Consider the following 17,338-nt stretch of genomic DNA (forward strand, 5'->3'; position numbering starts at 1 on the left):
ACAGATATGGTGATCAATACAGAGGAAGAATTGAGAGAAAAGGTAATCAATCTGTTAAGAGACAACGTGGATGATCCGTCTGCACTAGACCAGCTGGGCCCGGATGATGAGCTGTCGGCGCTTGGCATAAATTCGCTTACGTTCATTAAGCTGGTCATCGCCACCGAGATGGAGTTCGGCGTCGCCTGGAAGGACGAGGATCTGGATTTCCGCAACTTCAGAAGCATTAATGCCATTATGCAGTATATCTCTACGTCGAGTGAAGAATAGCCAATACAAGGAGGGATTTCTTTTATGTTGACGAAAGCAGGCAGTCTTGGTGGAACGGCGTTAGTCGAGCATGTCCAAAATTTGAAGCCGGAAATTAAGCAGCTTACGCTGTTTCCTTCGGAAATGTGCAACTACCGATGCAGTTTCTGCCATATCTGGGGCGAGACAGGCTGGGCGCTCAAGGAGCCACAACGCGCCATTCGCGAGCAGCTGGATATTGAAGTCTTAAAGAGATTCCTTCATGACGTAACTGAGGTGAATAAAAACCTGAGTGTAATCGTCACCGGCGGAGAGCCGATGCTGTACAAGCATTTCACAGAGCTGGTTGAGTATCTGCGCAGCCGGAAAGCGAATATTTATTTGCTTACGAATGGCTCGCTGATTAAGAAGCAAGTGCAATTCATTATGGAAAATATCGTTGCGATGAACATCTCCATCGACGGACCGGAGGAATTCCACGATTCCATTCGCGGGAAGGGCAGCTTCAAGACGATCTGCGAAAATATCGACGCTCTTATTGAAGAAAAACGCAGACGCAAAAAGATGTTCCCATTCATTAATATTACGATGGTTCTCTCCAAGTACAACTATCACAGCATCAAGGATTTCCTCGGCGCGCTGCGCGAGCGATTCAAGGATGCGAACGTCGTGCTTCATGATTCCAAAAACCCTTGGCTGAAGCGCCGCGACTTGTCTGTCAACTTCGCGCCTCTCCTGTTCACGACGCAGGAGCGGGGATTGGCGTATGCCGCGCAGATGAAAGAGCATCTGAACTGCGATGTATCCGCAGGCTGGCAAGGCTTCGTAGAAGAGGACATCGGCATTGATACATTGGCGCTCAAAAAGGACCTGGAGGAGATCTGGGAATCCGAAGGCGTCGATACGTCCAGCTTCGTGGATATCCATGAATATTTCACCGACATCGATAATGTGTTCGGGCGTACGAAATGCGTTGCGCCGTGGCATGAGATGGTCATCCGCAGAACGGGCGAGGTCTATCCATGCGTCGATCTGCCAGACTACAAGTACGGCAATATCTATGAGAATTCATTCCAGGAGATGTGGGAAGGCGAGCGTGCGACCAGCTTCCGGGAGTATCTGAAAACGACCAATCTGATGATGTGCAACCGCTGCACGAGGATGTTCGCCGACAAAGAATCGTTCTAACGGAGGAAGGAGACAATCGATGAGCAACGATGCTGTGCGTACAGAAACCAGCGAATTCGACGGAGTGAGGAAGCTGCCTTTTACAACACCTGACGTATATGGCTTTCTCGGACATGCTTACGTGCTGGGCATTCTTCAAAATTATGAGGAGTGCAAGCCATGGATATACACCCATTACAATCAGCTCTATATCTCCAAGGATTATATGGAGTTCGGGGAGTATCGTCTCGACTTTTTCCCCAATCTCATGGTTCTGTTCGGCAATGTGCCATGGCTGCAGTATCGGCAGACGAATAAAGGGACGCTTGCCAACCTTAACATCGATATCCATGCGTTTTTGCAGTGTCATCTCGATGAGGGTTATTATTGCTCAACGTATGTGGATGAATATTATATCCCGAATTCGATCAGCAACGGTGTACATCACTTCAGCCATGACCTGATGGTGTTCGGCTACGACCTGAACCGTAAGATTTACAATATTGCGATTTTTGATAAAAACCGGCAGTTTTCGTTCCAGGAGGTCAGCTTCGAGAACTTTGATCTGGCTTACTATAACGATGAGGGACAGAAGGGAATCAGCTTATGCCGTAAGGTGGAGCTGCGAGAATACGGCGGTTCGCGGTTCGGAGCGCAGCTGGGGAGATACGATTTGGAGCTGCAGACGATGCTGGACAGCATGAGTGATTATTTGCATAGCGTCAATACATCCAAGCGGTTAAGATTCCATTATCAAAGCATAGAAGGTTATTACGGTCTCGATATATATACAGGGCTTCAGGAATACTTTCGGCTGCTGGCTGAGGGCAGCCTCAATCTCGACGTCAGACCGCTTCATATTTTATGGGAGCACAAAAAAATGATGACAGCCCGTATTCGATATTTGCAGGAGCAAGGGGCGCTAGGAGAAGAAAGCGCCGCTCTGGAAGGCTATACGCGCTTGGAAGGCGAGGCGATGGTGCTTCGCAATATGCTGCTGAAGTATTTCTATTCGCGCAATAACGGGACCCTGGGAGATATCGCGAATCGGTTAGGCCCAATGCAGGCCGCGGAGAAGCAGGTGCTGTCTGCACTGGTGGAGGAGCTGGGCGGGCACAATCATCTCGTCCCTTATCAATTCGAAGAAGCAGTGAAGCTGGAGGTTTAATCATTGAGGGAGGACTTCTACCTGGAAGTCCTCTCTAAGATCGGCAGTGGATGGAGGGAATGAACTTATGGATATTTCAATAATAATTCCGGTGCATAACAAGCCCGATCAATTGGAGAAGACGCTGTACTTCATCAGCGAGCAGAAGGACCTCGGCGGTATTGGGATGGAAGTGGTCATTGTAGATGACGGTTCTACCGAGCCCGTTCGCGATGTCGTGGATTCTTATCGGGACAAGCTGCCTTCGCTTAACTATATCTTTATCCCGAGGGACAAGCATTCCTGTCGTTCCAGAGCGCGCAATACCGGTATTGCAGAGAGTAAAGGGCGTATACTGGTCTTCTTGGACAGCGGAATTGTTATCCCGGATACGATGATCCATCAATCGGTCGGACGAATCGGGAACAGCACGAATATGGTGCTGTACCATTATATATTAGGAGCCTTCACGGACCCGGACAAAGAGGACATGTCGGTTATCGAAGGCATCACGCCACAGAACCTGGCGGAAACATGCGAGAATCTGAAGTTCGATCCCGGATGGGAGGATATGCGTACGGCACACTTCGAGCTGGTTGGCGGCGATTTGAACCGGATGGATGTGCCGTGGACGATGGGCTGGAGCGGCGCGGTCAGCGCTTCGAGGGATATTGTGCTGCAATCCGGCGGTTTCGACGAGTCGTTCAAGGGCTGGGGCGCGGAGGACACCGACTTCTCGTACCACTTGCATCTGCATGGCGCGGCCATGTACGCGACAGAGGAGATTTGCGTTCTGCATCTCCCGCATGCGGCAGATGATAAAATCGATATGAAAATCAAGACAAGCTTCATGAATCGCAAAAAAATGCATTTTAAGCACTATACGTTTGATACAGAGCTGTATCCATACTCGGCCGATATGCATTATGACGGGATGATGTCGAAGTTCAATCGCCTGGTCATCAAGTATTTTACGCCGCTTTATCCTGCTGAGTTGATTGGAAGGCTGCATGACGATTATTTGGCGGGTGCGGAACGCTCCGCTATCGTAGGAGCCGACAGCTTGGCTTTGCTGAAGGAGCTTGACGTCTCGCACATTTTTTTGCAGAACAAGCATATGTATCAGGATTTCAAAAGCAAACTGATTGATAAAGAGGTCGTTTATATGCTGGGAGCGGATACGCCTTATGCGTCAGGTTACTTTGATGTTCTTGTCGTGACCGACTTCTACCGCATGATCAGCGAGCCGATCGCCGGCATATGGCTGAAGGAGCTTCAACGGATCTCGAAAAAGCTCGTATTCATCCATAATGAAACTTACGTGTCCTATCTGGCTACCGTTGCCGGATGGACATGGCATAGTCTTGACGAGCTGCAGCAGATTCTGAGCCAGAAGCAGCTGGAGTATAAGACTTCATCCAGGACTGGGGAATTTCTGGTGCTTGACGTGCGCAAAACGGTTTCAGCTCGAACTACAGAGAATTTGGAGCCCGTAAAACAACATGTTATTAATTGAATTATCATTAAAAAATTGAATAAGTGTATCGGGCGTATTAATGGCTGCTCGATACACTTTACTTATCTGTTTATCAAGTTGCGTAACCCTTTAACATGGTTGGTTAGTCTGGTTAAAAGAATCACAATTCCATTGCTAAGTATCAAAAAGTGTTGAAAAGTCCAGTTGATAACAAATACTTCAATTTAGTACAATATTTGGTGTATAATTATTGATCGGAGGGGAAGTATTGAGAGAATTGAAGCATGAAGAGAATGTGTTGTTGCAAATAGCACAAGATTATGTGAAGGGTAAAAACGGCCGAACGCATGAAATGTTCTCTAGTTTAGAGTTGGATTGGAAACTACTTTATGATTTGTCTGTCAATCAAAAAATAGTACCTATCGTGTATCAAGCTCTAAAGGATAATATACCCTCTGACTATCTTGAGCTTTTTCAGAATAAGTGTAATACAATTAGAAAAAACAATGCTTTAAATTTTGAGGAAGTTAAGCTTCTTACAGAAAAAGGGGATAGCGCAAGTTTGTTGTTTATTAAGGGGATTGTTCTTTCGCAATTACTCTATAATGATCCTTTCTTGCGATCATCAGGCGATATAGATACTTTGATACGTGAAAAAGATTTGAGTGAAATAAATCAACTTTTAATAAATGAAGGTTATGTTCATGCTTGTGGAAAAGGTGACGTGTACAATTCTGACTTCGATAATCTCGAAATCCTGCCATATCCTATTCTGAAGGATTTCAAACATCATGAGTATTTTGAATATTACAAACAAAAGGGTGAGCAATTTATCATCCTGGAAATTCAACGGTACATTCATAACACGATTACTTCAGAATCTTATTTAAATCGTTTTTTTAATTCTAGCAGACTACTAACTATTAATGATATCAGTGTAAGAACTTTAAATATTGACTATACATTATTATATCTGATTGAAAGTATTCATACGGACTCAAATTGGTATCAGCGAGGTCCTAAATTAAACAAGTATATGGAATTAGCCATGTTCATTACAAAATATGAGTCTGAAATTAACTGGGAACAATTGTTTCAAAATGCACAAGAGTTTCAGATGATCGATATCGTGCATAATGTTTTCAAAGAAATTAATGAGATTTTTAAAGAGACCATTTCTCACCATATAGTAGAAACATATACATATGATTGTAGACACAAGTCTCTTGCAATGATTTGGGATTGTCCAATAGTTGAACGAATATTTCAAAGTGATAATGAACGAAAACTGGAAATATTCAAAAACTTGAAAAGGCTAAGTTACAGTACGGAAGCTTTGACACAGGCATATGGGATAAGAGAAGAATCAATGGTCAATGAACACGAACAGACTGAAAACCTTTATTTATATCTTGATAATGACAAATATAATTTCAGAGTTAAATATATTCCTTCGATTGATTCAGAACAAGTATCATTTACATTTTGGCTTCCGGATGAGCTCTTACACTCTAACCATGATTGGGAAATCATTCTCAACACGATTGATCCAAAGCTGGATAGCGAAAACCTTGATCTGCATACCTATTCTATTGCTAAACGTGAGGGGAACATACAATTCGGTTTGCAAAGCGACGGAAGTATCGAGCGAATCTCTTATTCGATGATTAGGGTTTATATTCCTGCAACTGATTTCCAACACTATTTAGCTTATAAAATTATAATTAGAGAACGAGTATATGGGGAGATTTATCATTCTCTTAATTCGGATGGTTACACGGACCAGAGTTACTGGAAGTCCCCAACCTTAATATATATACCACTAGTTAGGGAGTTAAATCGATGATAGAAGTCGAAGAAATTTCAAAGGTGTACACGCAATTTAAAAGGTCATCCGGAGTTTTGGGTGCAATCAAAAATTTGGTGTCGAGAGAACATACGCTGATCAATGCAGTAAATCAAATATCTTTTACAATAAAGAGGGGAGAGGCAGTTGGATATTTGGGGCCAAATGGCGCAGGTAAGTCAACGATGATAAAAATGCTTACAGGAATACTGGTGCCAACCTCTGGAAAGGTGACTGTTAATGGTCTTGTGCCGCACAAACATCGTCATGAAATTGCCAAAAAAATAGGAATTGTATTTGGCCAAAGGAGTCAACTTTGGTGGGATCTTCCCGTGGAGGATTCGTTTGAGTTGCACAAGCGTATTTATAAACTCAATGATGCTGAATATCGGAAAAACATGAATGTTTTTTTGGAACTCCTAAGTTTAAAAGACTTTATAAATCAACCGGTAAGGCAATTAAGTTTAGGACAACGTATGAGAGCTGAGATTGGTCTGGCTCTTCTTCACAACCCGGAAATTGTTTTTTTGGATGAACCTACAATTGGCTTGGACGTAACCGCTAAGGATAATATTCGAGCCTTTATTAAACAAATGAACTTGGATCGCAAGGTATCCATCCTACTAACGTCTCATGATCTCAAGGATATTGAGGAGATCTGCCCCAGAATGCTCATTGTGAACAAAGGGGAACTTATTTTTGACGGAACAGTCGATCATTTGAAGTCGAATTTATCAATGGAGAAAATCATCACGATAGAATTTGTAATTGATCCGGGGCATGATTTTGAAATTGAAAATGCAGTAATAATGGACGATTATGGCATTAGAAAAACCTTTAAAATTAACAAAGGTTTAAATTCAGCAATTGATTTTATTCAGAGTGTATCCAAGCGATATCCAATTAAGGATTTTACTCTTCAGGATTCTGATATAGAAGATATCATTCGAGTTTACTACCGAAGTCTTGAAGATGTCAGTGCCAACGGAAGTAATCAGCAGAAGCAAATGAGTGTGGTTTAACTATGATTAGAGCATATAGCATGATTGCATATAAAGCATACTTGCGTAATAAAGTTTACCGTTCCGAAGTGTGGTTGAGAGTATTCGGCAATATCTCCATCATATTCATTCAGATATCGATTTGGAAGGCTTTACTCGGAAAGGGTACATTGAACGGCATCGATTTAGAGGCGATGATTACGTACTCACTAATTAGTACATTCATCTCGATGATCTTGATGAGTAAAATCATTTATACCTTGGATGATAAATTAAAATCAGGAAATATAACATCTGACTTATTGAAACCGCTTAGTTATCCATTACTTCTATTTTTTGATCAATTAGGAAATGTTTTGTTTCAAGTTATATTTACGATGATCCCAACACTTATTATTTCTTGGTTATTATTTGGACTAAGCTTCCCAACAAATACGTACACCAATATTGCCTTTGCAGTGAGTGTTTTATTGGCACTGCTCATTTCATTCTTGGTCGGCTATATCATTGCTCTGGTGTCCTTCTGGTTTCTAACTACTTTTGCTTTAGACTGGATGATATCTGCATTGATAACCGTTTTTTCTGGGTCTTTTCTTCCCCTCTGGTTTTTTTCGGATGGGTGGCGATTTGTGGCGGACTTGCTTCCGTTTCAATATTTGGGATTTGTGCCTGCAGCCATATATATGGAAAAGATCGATCAGAGTGATATGGCATGGATTCTTGGCAAAGGTATCTTTTGGGTATTCATTCTTTGGATGATTGGGCAGTTTTTATGGTTGAAAGCAGTTAAGAGATTAGTTATACAAGGCGGTTAACGAGGTAAGGGTGAGAAATGATGAACATAAAGTTGTTTTTATACTTTGTAAAGCTAGTTATAAAGTCACGAATGGAGTATCGAGGTGCTTTTATGATCGGGGCAGTAGGACAGGTTTTAGGGTATGGAGCAAACTACCTGGTCATCTGGCTTCTATTGCAAAGCTTTACTACGATTAATGGATGGGGTTGGACGGAGATTGCCTTCTTATATAGTTTGAATCTTCTGACATATGCAATTGGAGCCTCTTTTACTTACACTCCGATGGTGAGCTTAGATCAGATTATTATTAACGGCGACTTTGATAAATATCTCACTAAACCGTTATCGCCCTTCATGTACTTTATTGCTAACTTGTTTAATATTGGATACGTAGCACATATTTTGATTTCATTATCTGTTCTATTATGGTCAATCTCGCACGCTGATATAAGCTGGACTATTCTGAAGGTTATTTATCTGATTTTGGTCATCATTAGCGGTTCCTTCTTACAAGCATCCGCATTAATCATAATCGGCTCGTTATCCTTCAAATTTTTAAGAGTCCAATATCTGTTTTCTATTTTTTTTAAAATCAAAGAATTTATTGCATATCCGATATCCATATATAGTATATTCCTTCAAATTATATTAACTTGGATTATTCCTATTGCAATGATTAATTACTATCCAAGCCTGTACTTATTTAATAATGAAATCCTTGAAAATCAGCTATTTGGCATTGTAGCGTTAATTATTGGACCTCTTAGTTTTTATCTATCTCAAAAAGCATGGATGCGTGGTGTAAATAAGTATCAGGGTGCAGGCGGATAAGAAGTAGAAAGGATAAAACGGATGGGGAATGAAGAAGATGAAAAGGTAATTCAAAGTGTACCTAACGAACAAAGAATGATTTCATTTACATTTGATGATGGTCCGCATCCTGAATATACTCCGGAACTACTTAAGATCCTTCAAAAGTTTAATGTTAAATGTACTTTCTTTGTATTAGGTGAATGTGTGGAGAGGTTTCCGCATTTATTGAAAAGCATACATGAACATGGGCATGAAATAGGTAATCATACTTACTATCATCTCGATCTCACGCAGCAATCTAGTTCGGTCATTGAAAATGAAATTATTAGTAGCGAAGTCTTGATCAATAGCATATTAGGCGTAACCCCTACATTGTTAAGATCGCCATATGGATTATACAATGACGCTGTATTGGATATAGCAACAAAACACAACTATACGTTTTGTCATTGGTCCGAGTATTTAGGCCTTGAGGATTGGACCTTGCCGGGGGTAGAGCGGATGGTAGAAATGATGTTAAACGTCAAAATGGGGGATATTCTATTATTACATGATGCAGGTGGAGATAGAAAAGAAACGATGGATGCTGTCGAACAAGTAATCCCCAAGTTGATGGATTTGAACTTTAACATCGTGCCCTTGGGAGAAATGCTTAAAAGTTGTTCTTTAAACGTTAAGGGGGTGATATAACAAAATTATATGGGTTCATACACTAACTGGAACCACTAGTTGATTAGACTGATGAGGGGTGAATTATGTACAGAATTGGCGGTTGGAAATTACGGACAGTAAGAGAGCTGGTAAGCAAAGAGGAAAATAAAAAACTGTTATCAAATAGTAGACTTATCATTTTTCAGCATCTATTAGAAGATACTAAAGAGTTTATTGATCACATCCTAGAATCAGGTGCAGAAATAGATTGCGTATTTGGTAAGGAATATTCCATAGATGAAAGTGTGCGTTCTTACTTGGAAGAACGAGGCCTCAAGGTGGTTAACTTAAAGTATTCTGAGCTTGAAAAAAGCTCCGTATTAACGGATGTATTAATAAGATCTTTGAGAATTGCCAAACTAAATAATCAGAAAGTGATCATTCATGAAGTGGGAGGATATTTTAATAAAGCGATTCAAAATATTCCTACGGATCTACAACCCTTCTTCGCAGGTGTAGTAGAAGATACTACGTTCGGCTATAACAAATATAAGCAGATCGAAAACGAATTATTATGCCCGGTCTATCATGTTGCAAGGAGCCCACTCAAAGAAATTGAGGCTTATTTCGTTGGCGAAGCCATTGTCCTTGCCTTTAATAATTTAATGAGGTCATTCGGGGTGTCGCTTCCTGGACGTGAGGCGCTAGTCATTGGTTACGGGATGATTGGCAGGAATATTTCGAAAAGTCTGGAATTAAACAACATTTATACAACCGTCTATGATACGGATAGATTGAAAATGCTGGATGCCTATATAAACGGTCATAAAATATTAAGCTCATTAGATGAAGAGGAATTGAGCAAATACGATCTTATCATATCAGCAACTGGCCAGAAAGCTGTTGATTTCGAGACCCTATCCAGATTAAAACAAGGGGTTATTTTAGTAAGCGGTGGATCAAAAGATACAGAGTTTGACATGAAAACGTTAAAATCAAAAGCTCAGTCCGTTGAAGTTATAAATTCTGAGGTTAAAGTGTATAAAATTTTCTGTGAATCGGAAGTAAAAGAAATAATCGTTTTGAGAGATGGCACTGCTCTTAACTTTAGAGAAAAAAGCGTCCCCTCCGAAGTCATTGATCTTGTATATTCAGAAATTGTCGTATGTATCTTAACGCTGCTTAAACAACAGCGTGATCCAGGGTTACATGAATTATCTCACGCGAAATGGTCAACTATTGCAGAGAATTGGCTATTTAATTTGCTTGGTCATCAAACAGTACACATAACCAAAGGAAATAAGAGAGAAGAATTAATGAGATCAGTACAATGAGGTGGAGTTTATGAAAAACGATTTTGTAGCGACAGGTATAGTATTTAATCAAGATATTACGAAAGTATTGCTAGTTTGGCATAGGAAACTAAATAGATGGCTTCCGCCGGGCGGACATTTAGAGATGAATGAACTTCCACATCTTGGAGCGATTCGAGAAGTACTCGAAGAAACGAATGTTGATGCTGTAATTTGGGAACAGCCCAATCAGATAGCTACCAACAATGCCTATGAGATCGTTTTGCCCAATCCGTATGTTATTTTGCATGAAGTAATCGCGTCAACTTCTAAGGAAGCTGAGCATATGCATATTGACTTTATCTATTTGCTGCAAGCCTCAGAGGATAATGCCATAACGATTAATGATGAAGTTGAAAAAGGAAAATGGTTCTTAAAGGAAGAGATTTTATCCAGCAATACGTTCGATTCAATTAAGCAAATTTGCAGTAGGGTTATGAATTAAGGAGGAACAATTATGGTAACGGTACTATTGGGAGGACAAATAGGTAGCGAGGGCAAAGGTAAAATAGCTGCTTATTTAGCGAATGAGTTCGATTTAAGCATAAGGTCGGGTGGTCCTAATGCTGGACATACCGTTATTAGCAATGGCGAAAAAATGACAATGAGATTGATACCCTGTGCTTTTATAAATAAAAAATGCCTTCTAGCTATGTCAGCTGGCTCACTTATTGATGTGGATATTTTACTACAAGAAATGGAAACCTTAAAGATTGATCCAGCCTCATTAATTATTGATCCTCAAGCCGGAATAATTGAACAAAAACATAAAGACCTTGAATCCAGCATGAAATCAGATAATATGTCCAGTGGATGCGGAGTAGGGTACGCAACATCAGACAAAATTTTAAGAAAAGAAGATTTTAAACTGGCAAAGGACATCGAGGCGCTAGCACCATATCTTAATAATGTTGAGAAGATGGCGAATGAATATATTGATAGCGGAAAAAAAGTAATGGTGGAGGGAACCCAAGGATTTGATTTAAGTATCCATCACGGAAGTTACCCTTACGTAACGAGTCGAGACACTACGGCAGCCACCTTTTGCGGGGAAATTGGACTAAGTCCCAAAGTGGTCGAGGACATTATTCTAGTTCTGCGAACGTTCCCGATCCGTTCATGTAAGGGACCGATTAATGAGTTGACATGGGAGGATGTTACGAATATTTCACAATCAACCAAAAATATTATTGAATACGCTTCAGTTACTAAAAAAGTGCGTAGAGTTGGGCAGTTTGATGAGGAAATGTTGGAGAAAGCGATTAGAATCAACAGACCTACTCAGCTAGCGTTGAACTTTGTAGATTATCTTGATGCTCATGATTATAAAGTTAGGAACTATTCGGATTTGTCCTATAAGACAAAAAAATTTATTGAAGAATTAGAAAGAAAATTTAATGTCCCTGTCACTCTTATTGGAACTGGCGAAGGAATTGAAGATACGATTGATTTAAGAGGTAGTCTCAAACAAAACGCCTCGTCAATAGAAGCTCACACACTTGGTTAAAGAAGTCCAATAGATCAATGCTATGACAAAGTTATGTGGAGGAAATTTCTTTGAGTATTAATGAATGGATCAATAATATACAGATTGATATTAATGCTATGGGATTCGCCGGAGAATTATATTTAAATAAAAACGATTTAATAAGCTCATCACAAATACCTTTACCTATGCTAGAGCTTTATTTTAAATTTTCGAATCATTCATTGGTCTATAATCGGTCTGCTTTCTATTACAGCAGTAATATTCATGAGGTTGTCCATTTAGTTGAAAGAATTCCACATGATTATGAGTTCATTGCCTCCATTAACCTCGATCCCATCACAAAAAGGCATATATTGTTTACATTAGTAGAGTATTATATTTCGGCATTATGCAAATTGCTTGATACTTGCTTTTATTCAGATGATATAAAGAATAACTATTACTTTGAACTTCATAACCGATTATTTCAATCAATTGAAGTCCTAAACATGCTAATCTTCAAAAGTGAAATCACAAAAAAAATAGAATCAATTGATTTTATTCATCAGCTGAAAATAGATATATTGAATACTGGAATCAACACTTTAAGAACGAATATTGAAATGGATAATAAGCTTGTTCTGTTATTGGACTTTTTCGCTTATTATGACGTCATTCAAGACTATGATTTAATCGTTTCAATTGTATTTGGTGGAATTCTAATACCTCCGATGTATAAGTCGCTAAGTTCGCTGCTTTATGAACAGCCTAATAGAATGTTGGAGGATATTCCTTACCAATTAATTAAAATATCAAAATATGATTTGGATGATGATTACGAATCGTATGAATCTCAGATGGAATATTTCAAGGCATATTCCCCTAATGTACATGTATTGCTTACCGACGATTGTGTGGGCTCAGCTAAAACATTGCTCGCTGCAAAACAAATATTAAACAATCATTTTAAAGATGTATCTCTAAAAGCGATTGAATATCATTGGGAGAAGAAAGTTCGCCCAGGAGTGAATTTAGAGGATACGTTTGCAATAGAAGAGCTAAAGTACTTATCACCTTTAAAATATCGGCATTATATAAAGCTTAATGATTATATTCAGTCGCTCCTAATGGGTGATTGGAGCAAGCTTGTTTATCCTTATTTCCCAGAATATTTAAAATATTACGAGTTGATGGATTTGCCTGTAACACCTGAGGCTAGAGAGGAACTTCAATCGAAGATCCTTCAAATAGAAAACATACATCAGCAAATGAAGTCTACTGAAGTTTACGGCAATTTATTGAGTATGAAAGGGGGATAATATAATGAACCTTATTCCTAAGCAACCACATGACATATGGCCACCAAAAGAGATGTTACATCTTATGAAAGAAGAAATGATTCATTATTTCGATCAACATCTTCCTATTTCTATTCGTGACGGGTCCGGGGTAATAGCAGAGCTTGAACAGTTGTTCAAGGAATATTATAACGTCGACTTTGCGCTTGCTGTCAATTCTGGAACATCAGCAGTACATTCCATGTTTACTGGAATTGGAATAAAGCCAGGGGATGAAGTGATCACGCAAACTACCAATTTTCATGCGTCTGTAACCCCGCTGCTCCACTGCGGTGGCATACCTGTATTATGCGATACAGATGGTAAGACCGGAAATATATGTGTGGATGATTTAATGCGCAAACTCACTCCCAAAACAAAGGCTGTTGTCGTTACACATATGTGGGGATATCCAGCGGAAATGGATAAAGTGAAGGAAATAACGGATAAATATGGAATGATATTGATTGAGGACTGCTCGCATGCACATGGAACGATCTATAAAGGTAAAAAAGTAGGGACCTGGGGAGATGTCGCTGTTTTTAGCTTGCAGGGCTCCAAATTAGTGCCTGCTGGCGAAGGTGGAGTACTCATCACGAATCATAGGGATATCTATGAGAAAGCAGTTCTCTTGGGACAGTTTGGTGAAAGAGCTTATAAACAGGTTCAGCATGTGCAGGAAAAAATATTTTGGGAGACAGGATATGGTCTTAAGTACAGAATGCATCCACTAGCTGCAGTTTGTGCAATTACGGCATTTAAGTCATTTGAGTCATTTTTGGAAACCAGACAACGGAGAATCAAACTATTTCATTCTTATATTAAGGATATCCCCTTTTTACATCATAAAATAGAGGAAACCGAAAATGAACGGTATTCCTATTTTATGAATCGAATCCTTTATGATCCTGCTGCCAATAACGGACAGCCGTTAAAAGAATTTCTAAATTCATTAATAAGTCATGATAAACAGCTTGATATTCGTAAAGCGAGCATAAAGCCATTGCATGTTATCGATTTATTTACAAGCAACAATCAAGATTTTTTCCAGGACGATCTAACTAGATGGAGAACATACTCCAAAGGGGATTTTCCGATTACAGAAACCTATATTGATAATCTTATCGGTGTTCCTTGTTTTGATCATCCTGATGGCGATGAACTGGCAAGAGCGTATGGACAATATATTGCTGAAGCAGTGGGGAGAGAGAAATATGTTAGATATTAAGCTCGGAATGAATCATTTGGAGATCGATTATTTTATCAAAATCGGAGGAAGTTTGTTAAGCAACATTGAAGGCTGTAAGGAATTGAGTGCAACCTTGGCCCTTGCCGGTGCTCATAAAAGAATTGTTTTGTTTCCAGGGGGTGGGGCTATAGATAACTATATCGAATCCTACAACGATAAATTCCAATTAAGCAGAAGCATATTTCATCAGACAACGATGCTAGCAATGGATCAGACGGCTCTATTATTTTCCAATTATCAAGTTGCGATTGTACCGGTCGATAACTTAATCCACTGCAAGGAAGTTCTTGATAAGGGTCAAGTTCCCATTCTAATGCCTTCACGGTTAGTTTTTGGATTGGATCCCTTCAGGTATACATCTAGATGCACGTCCGACAGTATGACGCTATACTTTGCGAAAATATTAGAAGTGGAAAATGTTGTTATTATGAAAAGTATCGACGGTATTATGACTGATGAGAATAAACTTATTCCACTGCTTTCACCCGCTCAATTAAAGGAGCTCGATCAGAATTGTGTTGATGAAGTATTTCCATTGCTATGCGAGAGAGTTGGGAAAACGCCTATTATTATAATAAATGGATTAAAGGGTGACGTTGTGAAACAACTCTTACTTAATGGTGAAATCGTATGCGGGACAACCATCCAATCGATGTAAAGGTGATGTCACATGATAGCGTAATAGGTCACCCAGTTTCCACGTGCATCTATATTCATTCTTATATTGCTAGTGATATCGCTGTCTTCGATGCCAAGAGCACGTACGGTTTTAATCCATACAATAATCTTAAAATTGTTTCTTTAGAGCATACGCTCATCCATTTGTTAAAGGAGTCCAATTATCACTCTCATTTGCTATTTCCTTTTTTACATCGTTGGAAGGACGAGATTAACTATGGGGTTATCATAAATGCCATAACGAACATGGAACAAAGAGTGTTGTTATCTTACCTATCACTAGTAGAGTTTAATGGCAGCAAGTTAAATCGCCTTAAGAAGCTAGTTTCCGCGGGAGAACCAAGATCGTATCCTGAATACATTGATAGGTATGGCATCCGAGACGTCGTTGCCTCTCAAGCTCATTATAAATCCGTACTACCCAAACTGGAATTACTCTATGAAGAGTTCCAGATTGACTTATTGATTACAGCTGCCGATATGAAGAAGTCTCTTGAGAGAAAAGGGATTGTCGATAGCTTGGACGATTATCGTGATTTATTGCGTTCCATCATTCATTTTATTCAAGAAATTTCATATGTTCTGGAGCGATTAAACGTTTCTTATGCATATGGCGGAAGTATTTCTTTATTTATTCAAGAGGGGTTTGAAGCATCGTACGATATTGATCTTGTATTATTTACAGAACAGCAATCTGATAGCATCGAACAAGAGGTATACCTTCATTTACAGAACAAACTGCAATTAACGCCTGTCATTAAGACTAAAGGGTACATGGGGTTTTATGGTCCTAATTATTTAACAATTGACATAGAAGTTAATCAGCATTACAAACAACCGCTATTGAAGAAAGACGCACGAATTGTGTATAAAGCAATATCAGAACAACTTATCGTTCCTCTTATTGCATGCGATCAAATTTTCGAGTTGAAAACAAAGTATTTACGATTAAAGGACTTGAATAATCTTTTTAGTTTTTCGAATTTCACTGCCAAAGGAGACCAGTATGCAAAAGCAATTCTCAGTAAATTTAAATAAGAAATTTGATTATTTTCTGTCCTATGAGATTCTAAATAATAATATTGGAATACACACGGATAATGAAACCATAATTAATGACTTGAATCATTTTTTCCATTACAAATCATCAAAAAACTATTCCAAAACGGTTTGGAATATATATCTTCACGGTGCCAGCCAGCTTGCTGAAATAGATCACAATCAGTCATTTAAACCAATTGAATTAGAGCTCGGAGATACCGGGGACATTTTCGAAGACAATGCGATTACGATAATTAAGCCAAAGTCTACAAATGGAATCATTTATGTACATCATGAGTTAAAAGATATACATGTGTGTAATCCTGTTCCTAGAATGCTATTCAATGATACTTACCGTGTGGTAAGACAGATCCTTAATCAACAGCTTCTTAGTCACTCCATTCCGATTCATGGTAGTGCATTAAGAATCAAAGACAAAACGATCGCTTTTTTAGGCGATTCAGGGCGTGGCAAAAGCACCTATGTTACAGGGATGCTCTATTACAATCCTGATACAAGTTATATTGCTAATGATAAATTTTATTTATCCGATGCTGATTATCCGAAAATTGCTCAATGGGCTGAATGTCCGGCCATAAGCTATAATACGTTGAATTTATTTAGCAATCTTCCGAAGAGAATGGATGCTTTGCATGCAATGAAGAGTGAGTTTGACCCATCCCATATTTTTCTCGACCATCCTCCATTACCAACTTACAACGAGATTATGAATAAGAAATCAACCGAGAAAGTCATTTTTACAAATGCTCAGTATGCAAGGTTGATGAGCAGAGAAATATTGCATGAATCGGACTTGGATGTCATTGTATGGTTGGAAATGGACATTGGCGCTGAGCCGCAACTGATTCAAGTGCCAGAATCGGACTATCAAGAACTTCTTGCAGAAAACACAAGAACGGTCCATTCATTTCCAGACTGGATAAATATTAGAAACAATAAAAAAAGCTTATCTGATTTCAAACAGTTTCCCACAATTTATTCCTTTGTTAGATCTAACAATCTTGAATTTGATGTGAGATTTATTGTTAATAAACTTACCTGATTC

General features: G+C 39.2%; 17 protein-coding genes. All 17 read left to right on the plus strand.

Annotation, left to right across the window (positions count from 1 at the left end; genetic code table 11):
* The first annotated feature begins 6 nt into the window (after positions 1-6).
* The 17 genes from D3P07_RS05310 to D3P07_RS05390 all read left to right on the plus strand — a co-directional run bounded on the left by D3P07_RS05310 (position 7) and on the right by D3P07_RS05390 (position 17,335).
* Positions 7-270, plus strand: a complete 264-nt coding sequence (locus D3P07_RS05310; RefSeq protein ID WP_119799073.1) for an acyl carrier protein — start codon at positions 7-9, stop codon at positions 268-270.
* Positions 271-294: 24 nt separating this feature from the next.
* Positions 295-1,437: a radical SAM/SPASM domain-containing protein gene (locus D3P07_RS05315; RefSeq protein WP_119799074.1), complete on the plus strand. Its 1,143-nt coding sequence runs from the start codon at positions 295-297 to the stop codon at positions 1,435-1,437.
* 19 nt (positions 1,438-1,456) lie between these two features.
* Entirely contained in the window at positions 1,457-2,584 is a 1,128-nt protein-coding gene (locus D3P07_RS05320) for a hypothetical protein (protein WP_119799075.1), read from the plus strand.
* Positions 2,585-2,651: 67 nt separating this feature from the next.
* A complete protein-coding gene (locus D3P07_RS05325; RefSeq protein WP_119799076.1) occupies positions 2,652-4,079 on the plus strand; it encodes a glycosyltransferase family 2 protein in 1,428 nt (475 codons plus the stop codon).
* Positions 4,080-4,308: 229 nt separating this feature from the next.
* Complete coding sequence (locus D3P07_RS05330) at positions 4,309-5,886, plus strand: nucleotidyltransferase family protein (RefSeq protein WP_119799077.1); 1,578 nt, start codon at positions 4,309-4,311, stop codon at positions 5,884-5,886.
* A complete protein-coding gene (locus D3P07_RS05335; RefSeq protein WP_119799078.1) occupies positions 5,883-6,908 on the plus strand; it encodes an ABC transporter ATP-binding protein in 1,026 nt (341 codons plus the stop codon). Before D3P07_RS05330 ends, D3P07_RS05335 begins: the two co-directional genes overlap by 4 nt.
* A 20-nt stretch (positions 6,909-6,928) precedes the next feature.
* Positions 6,929-7,702: an ABC transporter permease gene (locus D3P07_RS05340; protein WP_182914189.1), complete on the plus strand. Its 774-nt coding sequence runs from the start codon at positions 6,929-6,931 to the stop codon at positions 7,700-7,702.
* Positions 7,703-7,794: 92 nt separating this feature from the next.
* The gene (locus D3P07_RS05345; protein WP_182914190.1) at positions 7,795-8,514 is read left to right on the plus strand and encodes an ABC transporter permease; all 720 of its coding nucleotides are present in this window, start codon (positions 7,795-7,797) and stop codon (positions 8,512-8,514) included.
* Between the two features lie 21 nt (positions 8,515-8,535).
* The gene (locus D3P07_RS05350; RefSeq protein ID WP_119799081.1) at positions 8,536-9,186 is read left to right on the plus strand and encodes a polysaccharide deacetylase family protein; all 651 of its coding nucleotides are present in this window, start codon (positions 8,536-8,538) and stop codon (positions 9,184-9,186) included.
* Between the two features lie 65 nt (positions 9,187-9,251).
* A complete protein-coding gene (locus D3P07_RS05355; protein ID WP_119799082.1) occupies positions 9,252-10,481 on the plus strand; it encodes a Rossmann-fold NAD(P)-binding domain-containing protein in 1,230 nt (409 codons plus the stop codon).
* 10 nt (positions 10,482-10,491) lie between these two features.
* Entirely contained in the window at positions 10,492-10,944 is a 453-nt protein-coding gene (locus D3P07_RS05360) for an NUDIX hydrolase (RefSeq protein WP_119799083.1), read from the plus strand.
* A 12-nt stretch (positions 10,945-10,956) separates the two neighbouring features.
* Positions 10,957-12,006 (plus strand): adenylosuccinate synthetase, encoded by a 1,050-nt coding sequence (locus tag D3P07_RS05365; RefSeq protein WP_119799084.1) that lies wholly within the window; start codon positions 10,957-10,959, stop codon positions 12,004-12,006.
* A gap of 50 nt (positions 12,007-12,056) precedes the next feature.
* Positions 12,057-13,286, plus strand: coding sequence for a phosphoribosyltransferase (locus D3P07_RS05370; RefSeq protein ID WP_119799085.1), 1,230 nt, complete (start codon positions 12,057-12,059; stop codon positions 13,284-13,286).
* Between the two features lie 4 nt (positions 13,287-13,290).
* Positions 13,291-14,532 carry a DegT/DnrJ/EryC1/StrS family aminotransferase gene (locus D3P07_RS05375; RefSeq protein WP_119799086.1) on the plus strand — a complete coding sequence of 414 codons (1,242 nt, stop codon included), beginning with the start codon at positions 13,291-13,293 and terminating at the stop codon, positions 14,530-14,532.
* Positions 14,519-15,211: an amino acid kinase family protein gene (locus tag D3P07_RS05380; RefSeq protein WP_182914191.1), complete on the plus strand. Its 693-nt coding sequence runs from the start codon at positions 14,519-14,521 to the stop codon at positions 15,209-15,211. The genes D3P07_RS05375 and D3P07_RS05380 overlap by 14 nt, the downstream gene beginning before the upstream one ends.
* A complete protein-coding gene (locus tag D3P07_RS05385) occupies positions 15,184-16,269 on the plus strand; it encodes a hypothetical protein (RefSeq protein WP_119799088.1) in 1,086 nt (361 codons plus the stop codon). The genes D3P07_RS05380 and D3P07_RS05385 overlap by 28 nt, the downstream gene beginning before the upstream one ends.
* The gene (locus D3P07_RS05390; RefSeq protein ID WP_119799089.1) at positions 16,238-17,335 is read left to right on the plus strand and encodes a hypothetical protein; all 1,098 of its coding nucleotides are present in this window, start codon (positions 16,238-16,240) and stop codon (positions 17,333-17,335) included. Before D3P07_RS05385 ends, D3P07_RS05390 begins: the two co-directional genes overlap by 32 nt.
* Positions 17,336-17,338: the final 3 nt, after the last annotated feature.

It is taken from the genome of Paenibacillus sp. 1011MAR3C5 (assembly GCF_003591485.1).
In the GTDB taxonomy this organism is placed as follows: domain Bacteria; phylum Bacillota; class Bacilli; order Paenibacillales; family Paenibacillaceae; genus Pristimantibacillus.

Bases quoted from the DNA above. Each gene is read 5' to 3' on its own strand.
- D3P07_RS05375 (WP_119799086.1), top strand. From the start codon at position 13,291: ATGAACCTTATTCCTAAGCAACCACATGACATATGGCCACCAAAAGAG.
- D3P07_RS05315 (WP_119799074.1), top strand. From the start codon at position 295: ATGTTGACGAAAGCAGGCAGTCTTGGTGGAACGGCGTTAGTCGAGCAT.
- D3P07_RS05380 (WP_182914191.1), top strand. From the start codon at position 14,519: ATGTTAGATATTAAGCTCGGAATGAATCATTTGGAGATCGATTATTTT.
- D3P07_RS05365 (WP_119799084.1), top strand. From the start codon at position 10,957: ATGGTAACGGTACTATTGGGAGGACAAATAGGTAGCGAGGGCAAAGGT.
- D3P07_RS05350 (WP_119799081.1), top strand. From the start codon at position 8,536: ATGGGGAATGAAGAAGATGAAAAGGTAATTCAAAGTGTACCTAACGAA.
- D3P07_RS05320 (WP_119799075.1), top strand. From the start codon at position 1,457: ATGAGCAACGATGCTGTGCGTACAGAAACCAGCGAATTCGACGGAGTG.
- D3P07_RS05390 (WP_119799089.1), top strand. From the start codon at position 16,238: ATGCAAAAGCAATTCTCAGTAAATTTAAATAAGAAATTTGATTATTTT.
- D3P07_RS05345 (WP_182914190.1), top strand. From the start codon at position 7,795: ATGATCGGGGCAGTAGGACAGGTTTTAGGGTATGGAGCAAACTACCTG.
- D3P07_RS05340 (WP_182914189.1), top strand. From the start codon at position 6,929: ATGATTGCATATAAAGCATACTTGCGTAATAAAGTTTACCGTTCCGAA.
- D3P07_RS05310 (WP_119799073.1), top strand. From the start codon at position 7: ATGGTGATCAATACAGAGGAAGAATTGAGAGAAAAGGTAATCAATCTG.
- D3P07_RS05355 (WP_119799082.1), top strand. From the start codon at position 9,252: ATGTACAGAATTGGCGGTTGGAAATTACGGACAGTAAGAGAGCTGGTA.
- D3P07_RS05335 (WP_119799078.1), top strand. From the start codon at position 5,883: ATGATAGAAGTCGAAGAAATTTCAAAGGTGTACACGCAATTTAAAAGG.
- D3P07_RS05385 (WP_119799088.1), top strand. From the start codon at position 15,184: ATGCGGGACAACCATCCAATCGATGTAAAGGTGATGTCACATGATAGC.
- D3P07_RS05325 (WP_119799076.1), top strand. From the start codon at position 2,652: ATGGATATTTCAATAATAATTCCGGTGCATAACAAGCCCGATCAATTG.
- D3P07_RS05360 (WP_119799083.1), top strand. From the start codon at position 10,492: ATGAAAAACGATTTTGTAGCGACAGGTATAGTATTTAATCAAGATATT.